At 62.4% G+C, this 7056-nt stretch carries 12 protein-coding genes; 2 read left to right on the top strand and 10 right to left on the bottom strand.

Going from position 1 to position 7056, the window contains the following annotated elements; translation table 11 throughout:
- Positions 1-333 precede the first annotated feature (333 nt).
- Positions 334-606, top strand: coding sequence for a hypothetical protein (locus Q1A06_RS20640; protein ID WP_299568004.1), 273 nt, complete (start codon positions 334-336; stop codon positions 604-606).
- A 3-nt stretch (positions 607-609) separates the two neighbouring features.
- Here the strand turns inward: Q1A06_RS20640 and Q1A06_RS20635 are convergent, their stop codons facing one another.
- Both Q1A06_RS20635 and Q1A06_RS20630 read right to left on the bottom strand, forming a co-directional pair.
- Positions 610-963 (bottom strand): hypothetical protein, encoded by a 354-nt coding sequence (locus Q1A06_RS20635; RefSeq protein WP_299568003.1) that lies wholly within the window; start codon positions 961-963, stop codon positions 610-612.
- Positions 964-1025: 62 nt separating this feature from the next.
- On the bottom strand, positions 1026-1217 hold the full coding sequence (locus Q1A06_RS20630; RefSeq protein ID WP_299568002.1) for a hypothetical protein: 192 nt from the start codon (positions 1215-1217) through the stop codon (positions 1026-1028).
- Between the two features lie 411 nt (positions 1218-1628).
- Here Q1A06_RS20630 and Q1A06_RS20625 point away from each other — a divergent pair, with 411 nt between their 5' ends.
- The gene (locus Q1A06_RS20625; protein ID WP_299568001.1) at positions 1629-2105 is read left to right on the top strand and encodes a thermonuclease family protein; all 477 of its coding nucleotides are present in this window, start codon (positions 1629-1631) and stop codon (positions 2103-2105) included.
- Positions 2106-2175: 70 nt separating this feature from the next.
- Here the strand turns inward: Q1A06_RS20625 and Q1A06_RS20620 are convergent, their stop codons facing one another.
- The 8 genes from Q1A06_RS20620 to Q1A06_RS20585 form a co-directional block, all read right to left on the bottom strand.
- Positions 2176-2391: a hypothetical protein gene (locus Q1A06_RS20620; RefSeq protein WP_299568000.1), complete on the bottom strand. Its 216-nt coding sequence runs from the start codon at positions 2389-2391 to the stop codon at positions 2176-2178.
- Positions 2392-2763: 372 nt separating this feature from the next.
- On the bottom strand, positions 2764-3081 hold the full coding sequence (locus tag Q1A06_RS20615) for an H-NS histone family protein (RefSeq protein ID WP_299567999.1): 318 nt from the start codon (positions 3079-3081) through the stop codon (positions 2764-2766).
- Positions 3082-3209: 128 nt separating this feature from the next.
- A complete protein-coding gene (locus Q1A06_RS20610; RefSeq protein ID WP_299567998.1) occupies positions 3210-3545 on the bottom strand; it encodes a hypothetical protein in 336 nt (111 codons plus the stop codon).
- Entirely contained in the window at positions 3535-3735 is a 201-nt protein-coding gene (locus tag Q1A06_RS20605; protein WP_299567997.1) for a hypothetical protein, read from the bottom strand. Before Q1A06_RS20605 ends, Q1A06_RS20610 begins: the two co-directional genes overlap by 11 nt.
- A gap of 91 nt (positions 3736-3826) precedes the next feature.
- Positions 3827-4090 carry a hypothetical protein gene (locus tag Q1A06_RS20600; protein WP_299567996.1) on the bottom strand — a complete coding sequence of 88 codons (264 nt, stop codon included), beginning with the start codon at positions 4088-4090 and terminating at the stop codon, positions 3827-3829.
- 25 nt (positions 4091-4115) lie between these two features.
- Positions 4116-4433 (bottom strand): hypothetical protein, encoded by a 318-nt coding sequence (locus Q1A06_RS20595; RefSeq protein ID WP_299567995.1) that lies wholly within the window; start codon positions 4431-4433, stop codon positions 4116-4118.
- A gap of 59 nt (positions 4434-4492) precedes the next feature.
- Entirely contained in the window at positions 4493-6346 is a 1854-nt protein-coding gene (locus Q1A06_RS20590) for a ParB/RepB/Spo0J family partition protein (protein ID WP_299567994.1), read from the bottom strand.
- A gap of 251 nt (positions 6347-6597) precedes the next feature.
- Positions 6598-6969, bottom strand: a complete 372-nt coding sequence (locus Q1A06_RS20585) for a DUF3768 domain-containing protein (protein ID WP_299567993.1) — start codon at positions 6967-6969, stop codon at positions 6598-6600.
- Positions 6970-7056 lie beyond the last annotated feature (87 nt).

Below are 7056 nucleotides of genomic sequence, written 5' to 3'. Positions count from 1 at the left end.
CCCTGTCCGTCAAAGGCGAAGCGGCGTTCGGCTTGCCCGAACCCCGGAGCCGCCCGCCCCAGCGATCGTCACCCGCAAGGGCCGCTCACAAGGTCCAGGGCGACCATGATCCAAGGTGCGCGCGGCGGCTCGGCACGAGACGGCGCGCGCGCCATTGGATCAGGAAGGCCAGGATCGCAGGGTGCGGGGCGTAGGCCGCCCGCCGGCCGGAGCCTAGAGCGCGGTGACACGCCGACCGATCAGGGCGGCGGGGCAGGGGCCATACGCTTTGGTTTTCGATTTTCACAAGATGGCGGTATCCTGAATCCAATGAAGCAAATGGAGAATATCAGGATGTTGGACACGAAATACGATGAGCTGTCACAGGTCACGCCGGTAACGGTCCAGTTGAACCGCTGGGCGACGATCATGGAAACCGGATCGAACGATCACGACAAACTTACGGCAGCGACGCATATTTCCCGGCTCGGACAGGAGATCGTGAAGCTGGGCGGAATCGACGGCTTGAAGGAGATCCACGCCGAACTGGATTCCGACCGGAAAAGGACGGTCGAGCTGCAATGGTTCGGACTGACGGCGGAAGATGGGCGGCAATGGCTGCCGTGACAATCAGTCAGGGTCGTCCAGCGCAGCGACGATAAGGCCGGTGAGGCTGGCATAGGCCATTGACCCGTCCGGCTTCTCGGCCCGCGCGAGAGACTTGGCAATGTCCGCGGGCCGGTGGCCGTGCTGTAGCAGGAGAGAAATGAGGACGCAGGCGTCCTGAATCTGGAACTCCAACTGCGACCCGGATTTGAACCCGGCCGAGTAGAAAACCTCGCGGGGCCGATCCGGCTCGGCGGGGTCGAACCCGATCGACAGATGCACGGTCTGCCCTTCCGGTGTCTCGATCCGCCGGGTTTCGGCCAGCCGCCTGGTCGGAAGATCGTGGCGCGGATCGGGCGTTTGCTTGTAGTCGTCCATGACGGTCTCCGCGAAGCCGGGGGCGAAAGAGGGCGGGCGGCCCAGGGGCCGCCCTTCCTTCCCTAGTTTTCGTCTTTGTCCCGCTTGGGGAAGGCGACCATTTCGACGTTCGGGAACATGACGTGCTTGACGGTGATCGAGGTGATGTTGCCGCTGTCGTCGGTGTTGACGAAGACCACACCGCAGTCGGACCAGTAGTTCTTGCCGTCTTTGCCTTCGTTCTTGACGTTCAGTTTGAAGTGTTGGTTAGCCATTGGTTCGTTCCTTGATTTCGTGTTTCGATGAACATGCTTGGCGGATGGGTGGCGTGTGTCAAACGCTACTTTGTTCCGCGAGGAATGACCCGAAGGGGCAGGGGAAAGTAGTGATTGAAGCGAAGCGTCTCACAGAACCCATTCGCTATGTTCATCAATAAGAAACACGTATCGGGGAACGGACGAACAAGGGCTGACGGCAGTGAAACAGTCGAGCGCGAAGGCGGGGCAAGAAAGGATGGTTCGACGGTGATGGTTGGAACGGCACCGATAAGGCACTATCGCCTCACCGACAAGAGAAGCGGGTTTCCAGTTCGGAATGGCGGTTTCGCGCGACAAGGAAAAACGGGAAAAGGAAGGGCGGTTCCGGGCCGCTCTCAAACGACTAATGCAAAAGCGAGGCCCACAGGAATGACGATAGCAAGCGCCACGATAAACGTCGCTTTGAAGCGGTTCGGACGAGGCTTCGGCCTCCGAAAGTCGAGCGGTTTTCGCGGCGGCATGGCGGTCGGATTGGTCCTTCTTCTCGGGGCGCTTCCCTCAACCGGATTTAGTGAGCAAGTCGCGGCTTCGCAAATATACGTTGTGGACGGTGACACGATAGATGTTTCAGGCGAGCGCGTCAGGCTCGTCGGCTTCGACACGCCGGAGACATACCGTGCGCGATGCACCTATGAAAAGCGGCTTGGCGATCTTGCGACGGCGCGGGTGCGTGAGCTGCTGGACGGCGTGGTGCGCGTCGAGCTGATGCTGCTGCCGGGGCGGGACAGGTATGACCGGCTTTTGGGACGGCTGATGGTGAATGGCACGGACGTGCGCGACACGCTCGTATCGGAGGGGCTGGCCCGGCCCTACGAAGGCGGGCGGCGGCAAGGTTGGTGCGGGTGAGTGCGGGGCGCTGCGCTGTCCAGCCCGCACGGGGAACGCAGAAAAGCGGCCCCGAAGGGCCGCTGATCCGTCAGGGGGTCGGACCCCCGAAGCCTACAAGCGCGTTGGCGACGACCAGCGTGCCAACGATGATCGCAAGGACAAGCCCTTGAACCGTCAGCACCGCTTGGAAGAGGTCGCCCTTGCGGACCATGTTGTCCTCGACGTTCTTCATCCGAACGTCGTTAGCGTCGAAACGCTGCATGATCTGCTGGAATTGCTCTTGGCTCATGTTCGTGTCGCTCATGGTGAGTTCCTTTCCAATATAGGTTGAAACCGCGAGGAAATCAAAGCTCTCGCCGCCCCGCGCGGTCGCAGGCATACGGACACGCGAGGTCAAGGACGCCGAAGGCGCTTGCAAGATTTTCGGACGAAGGACGAAAATCGCCGTCCTTGAACCGTGTGGTAGAATGACAAGACCGTGTGGGGTGGGGAGGTCCGGCCCTGGGCCGCGCCTGTGGCGCGGGCCAGGTTAACAGCCGGACGCCTTCTGCGCGGTCAGACACAAGCGCCGGTCAGTCAGTGACGCCGCCGCTGGAATGGCAATGACATGCGGCTTCGGCGCGAACAGCGCCGGATCGATCGGGGCAGGGCGAAGTCCTGGCCCGCCCGATCATACCTAGATCTCGTAGGCCGACAGATCGCCGCCGTTCTTTTCGAGCGCGGCCTTGAGCCACTGCGGCTTCCGGCCCTTCCCGGTCCATGTCTCGGCGGGGTTGTCGGGGTTGCGATATTTCGGCGGGGTCGTGGACCCGATGCCTTTCGCGCTCCCCTGACCGCCGAACAGGTCTTCGACCGTGAACCCGTGGTCCCTGGCCGTCGCCCGGACGGCTTTCTTGGCTTCGGCGCGGCGGGTCTTCTCAAGGTTTCGCATCGCGCTTTCAACCTCCTTCTGGTGTTCGGCCAGTTGGGCGTAGGTCATTTCGGAAAGGTCCATCGTTGTCTCCGGTATGGAAGGGCATGGGCTGTCGTCGCATCATCTGTAAGGCGTAGCGAGGATCGAGTGCGAAAAAAAGGCCCCGCCGAAGCGGGGCCAGTGTTCCTCACCACAAGGAATAGGAATGTTCAGGGCTGTTCAGTCGAAACGGTATAGCGCCCGCGCATCGAGCCGACTTTTCCCAAGCCGCTCGGGGCTATCATAAACGGACCGCGCATCTGGCGCTGCTTGGCCGCGACAATCTCGTTTCGCAGCGCGACGCCCTTGATCGCGCAGAAACAGAACAGACCGATCAGGAAGACGGTGATCGTCGCGGGCAAGGCGGGATTGAACAACGTCAGCGCAACGTATCCGAAACTCGCGAAAGCCGCGACGGTGATCGCGCCGATCCATTTGTAAAGGCGGGATTGCTTGTCGGCGATTCGCGCGGTCTCGCGCTCGTAGCGGTCAAGATCATAGGTCATTGTGAAGCGGCTCCTGTCGTCGTGGGTTGGCAAGGCCATACCGAATGTCGTTCTCGATGAAGTGACCCGTGAAACCCAGAAACCATGCGCGATGGATTTCCGATCCGGCAACCAATCGACGGACCCAAACGGGCAAAACGAAACCGCTGTAGCCTTTCAGGTAGGTCCAATGCAGCACGGCTTTTCTCATCGGGTCGTATCCTGTTCCTGCCGCGCCGATCATCACGCGAAGTCTAGCTCAATTTCGTTCGTGCAGCCAGTGATTACGGCCCGTTCCGGCCCTAGAAAAACGATGGTTGCTCGGGTTGCGGGCGGATGCCAGCGCGTCCCCATGGGTCGATGGTCCAGCTTTCACCGATCCGTTCGATGCTGGCGTCTGGTCCGTGCTGCTCGATGAACACGCGGTCGGCCTCGGCCTTCCGGCTTTGGTGAAGGTCGCTGGCCTTGTGACCGCTGGGCCGGACGCACCAGATACCAGGGGCCTTGCGACAATCGGGGCAACGAACAGCCAGGACGGGGTGACGATGGGCAGTGAAGTTCGGCATGGTCTCGATCCTTCCGGCAATCAGATTATCGAAAATCGGGATTCAGGACGGGCAGGGCGCGGCATCCCTCACGGATGCGCTCGTAGCCTTCCATGTCGTCCAGCATGAACAGAAGGCTCTCCTTCGCTGCCTTGAACGGCACAGGCGGTCCCATGCGGCTGATCTGGTCGAACGCGCGGATCGCGTAGCCAGTGCGGGGATGGTCGGCGGCATAGCCGCCGCTCGTCTTGTAAAGCGCCACGTCCACGGGCGTCTGTCCCTCACGGGCAAAGCTGACGATGTGGCCCTTGCGCGTCTCCGTCTCGGCGCGGTTGGTGGCGATGGTATAGGTTTTAATGGGCATGGCGTCGGTCTCCTGCGATCTGGGGAAGGGGCAGGGCGCTTGCGCGCCCTGCGCTATGGTCAGGCCATGCCTTCGGGAAGCCATTCGGCGATGCGGGCGATCTGCTCGTCCGTCAGGCCAAGGGCGGTGCGGGTCGCCTCGTCGGTGAAAAGGCTTTCCAGCCGCTCGGCCTTCTCGCCCTTTTTCAGCCGCTCGAACGTGGTGATCGTCGGATGATCCGCCGCCAGTCCCAGAAGGTCGCGCCACAACTCGTTGAGGTAGGGGCCACCCACGCGGGAAAAGAAGTTCGCCGCCGTGGGCGTCCAGACCTCGCGGATGCTCGGCTGCGTCTCGCGGTCAATCATCGCCGCCAGCTTCTCGTCGCCACCGCGATATTGCGCGGCAAGGAACCGGACCAGTTCGCCCCGCACATGCTCCGCGCCTTTCTTGCGGAACGCGCGGAACGATGCGCCAAGGTCTTTCGCATCCCACATATCGCGGGGCGGATTGGCGGTCAGTCGCTCGTCCAGCGCGTAGCCCTCGGCTTCGGTCGTGGGCCAGTTCGGCACGTCCGTCAGGCTGATCCCCAGCGGGTTCTTCCAGTTCAAGGCATGGCTCAACTGATAGGCCAGAAGGTCGATCAACAGGTCGGGGTCACGCAATGCCGCGTGTTGCCGTGCGCCCTGTGCCACGCGGTTGAGGTCGTCGCGCAATTTCTGGCTGATGGGGTCTTTCGGCCCCTCGTCCTCGTCGCCCGTGTGGCGGCTCTTTTGCAGAACACCCGCGGCGATTGCCTCGGCCTTGTCCGCGCCGCGCACAAGTCCTTCATAGCCCTGAATGCGGCCCTCGTTGTCGATGTAGAGGATCGCGCCCGCATAGGCCTTCTGCTCGTCGGTATAGGAACCGTCCTGCTTTGCCTGCAAAGCGTCCAGTTCGGCCTGCCCCTCGTCGTCCAGCACGTTGCCATTCGCCAACTCGGCCAGTTCGTCATACCGCTCGGCTTCGGCTTCGGTCAGGTCGCCCTCGACGGGATAGACCCGCTCGAATTTGCCCTGCTCGATCTGATACCAGCCGACATAGGACTCGGCGCTGACCTCGACCCATTTCCAGCCCTGCTGCTCCTTGTGCAGCTTCGCGGCTGCGTCCAGCTTCTCCCGGAAAAGCGCGTCCAGCGTGTCGGGATCATCGAACAAGGTTTCGTCTGCGAACAGGTCGCCGCCGATCCGCCCCCCTGCGGCCTTGTAGGCGTCCACGCCGACGAAGATCGCGCGGCGGTCGCTGCCGCGCACGGTGTCGGGCTTCAACAGGCGCTTGATGTGATAGTCGGACGTGTTGGAACCGCGCACCTGTTCCAAGACTTCCAAGCTGCGCTTCTCGTCGTCTCCGATGGTGAAGGCGGCGGCGCTGGACAGGGTGATTTCGTCGGCCTGCAAAGCGTCCAGCACGGGCGCGGGAAGGTGGGCCAGTGCAAGGCGGCGATAGACGTGCTTCTCCGTCACCGCGAAGGCGCGCGCGATGATGGCCGGGGGCGCCCCTGCGGCTTCCATCTTGCCATAGGCGCGGATTTCCTCGGCAGGGTGCAGGTCGCGGCGCGCGATGTTCTCGGTCGTCGCCCATGCCTCGGCGGTCGTCCGGTCGGGCGCGAGATTGACCAGCGGGTTCGCCAGTTGGGGATGCGTCTCGGCCATGTCGGGATGCTGCTCGGCCAGATATTGCAGGGCGCGAAGCCTGCGGCCACCCGCGACGATTTCGGCTCCGCCCCCATCGGTCGCCAGTCCCGAAAGGTTCTGGATCAGGCCAGCGGTCCAGATGCTTTCGGCCAACTCGATCACGTCCTGTTCCGGCACGTTCTGGCGTGGGTTCATGGTCGAAAGGGTAAGGCTCGCCAGCGGAAAGCGGGCTTCGGCGGCGGTAATTTTCGTTTGCTTGGTCATTGGGACATTCCTTGTCTGTGTGGTGAGTTTCGTGTTATTGGTTGCCTCGCCCCTGACGGGGCGAGGCGAGGGGCCTTAGATGGCTCCGTGCTGGATCAGGAAGCGGCGTCCGATGCCAAAATCATCGCCCTTCCTGACAAGCGCCCATGCTTCCGCAATTCGGGCTGTCAAAGTCTCTCTGCTCATGCTGTCACCTCCTTTCCGGCGCGGGTTGCGCCTGACGGGTGCGCCCCTTTCGGGACGCCCCGATTTCAGTAGTCGGCGGGGAACATGATGGTCAGGACACGGCGGGTCTGCGCGGGATCGTCGGGCGTCTCCGAACCCCAGTGATAGTCGAGGTCGTAGAGGTCGATCTTCCACCAGACGCGAAGGCCCTGAATGGTGACGGCTCCGAACGTGTGATCGCCGTAGGGGTCGTTATCCTCGGTGAACGTGCTGTCCGCGATCACGGCCTCGGCGGCTTCCAACTGAAAGCTCGGCCCCATTTCGGCGATGCTCTGCGTCATAACGATGCGGCCTTGCGGTGTGCCTGCGGGTCCACCCGTGAGGACGTGCTTGCGGAACTGGTCGTTCTGCTCGGCGATCCGGCGGGCTTCGGGGCTGATTTCGATTGTGTCGCACATGGTTGCGAACTCCTTTGTGGTGGTGGCGTGGGGTGCTTTGGTGCGCCCCTTTCGCCCCTCCTTTTTACCTTGTTTATATGGCCCGGC

It is taken from the genome of uncultured Sulfitobacter sp., from assembly GCF_947497275.1.
GTDB lineage: Bacteria > Pseudomonadota > Alphaproteobacteria > Rhodobacterales > Rhodobacteraceae > Sulfitobacter.
The sequence above is the reverse complement of the archived record's forward strand: the minus strand, read 5'-3'. Positions and strand labels throughout refer to the sequence as shown.

Coding starts and splice junctions, on each gene's coding strand:
- Q1A06_RS20640 (WP_299568004.1), top strand. CDS start 334: ATGTTGGACACGAAATACGATGAGCTGTCACAGGTCACGCCGGTAACG.
- Q1A06_RS20635 (WP_299568003.1), bottom strand. CDS start 963: ATGGACGACTACAAGCAAACGCCCGATCCGCGCCACGATCTTCCGACC.
- Q1A06_RS20630 (WP_299568002.1), bottom strand. CDS start 1,217: ATGGCTAACCAACACTTCAAACTGAACGTCAAGAACGAAGGCAAAGAC.
- Q1A06_RS20625 (WP_299568001.1), top strand. CDS start 1,629: ATGACGATAGCAAGCGCCACGATAAACGTCGCTTTGAAGCGGTTCGGA.
- Q1A06_RS20620 (WP_299568000.1), bottom strand. CDS start 2,391: ATGAGCGACACGAACATGAGCCAAGAGCAATTCCAGCAGATCATGCAG.
- Q1A06_RS20615 (WP_299567999.1), bottom strand. CDS start 3,081: ATGGACCTTTCCGAAATGACCTACGCCCAACTGGCCGAACACCAGAAG.
- Q1A06_RS20610 (WP_299567998.1), bottom strand. CDS start 3,545: ATGACCTATGATCTTGACCGCTACGAGCGCGAGACCGCGCGAATCGCC.
- Q1A06_RS20605 (WP_299567997.1), bottom strand. CDS start 3,735: ATGAGAAAAGCCGTGCTGCATTGGACCTACCTGAAAGGCTACAGCGGT.
- Q1A06_RS20600 (WP_299567996.1), bottom strand. CDS start 4,090: ATGCCGAACTTCACTGCCCATCGTCACCCCGTCCTGGCTGTTCGTTGC.
- Q1A06_RS20595 (WP_299567995.1), bottom strand. CDS start 4,433: ATGCCCATTAAAACCTATACCATCGCCACCAACCGCGCCGAGACGGAG.
- Q1A06_RS20590 (WP_299567994.1), bottom strand. CDS start 6,346: ATGACCAAGCAAACGAAAATTACCGCCGCCGAAGCCCGCTTTCCGCTG.
- Q1A06_RS20585 (WP_299567993.1), bottom strand. CDS start 6,969: ATGTGCGACACAATCGAAATCAGCCCCGAAGCCCGCCGGATCGCCGAG.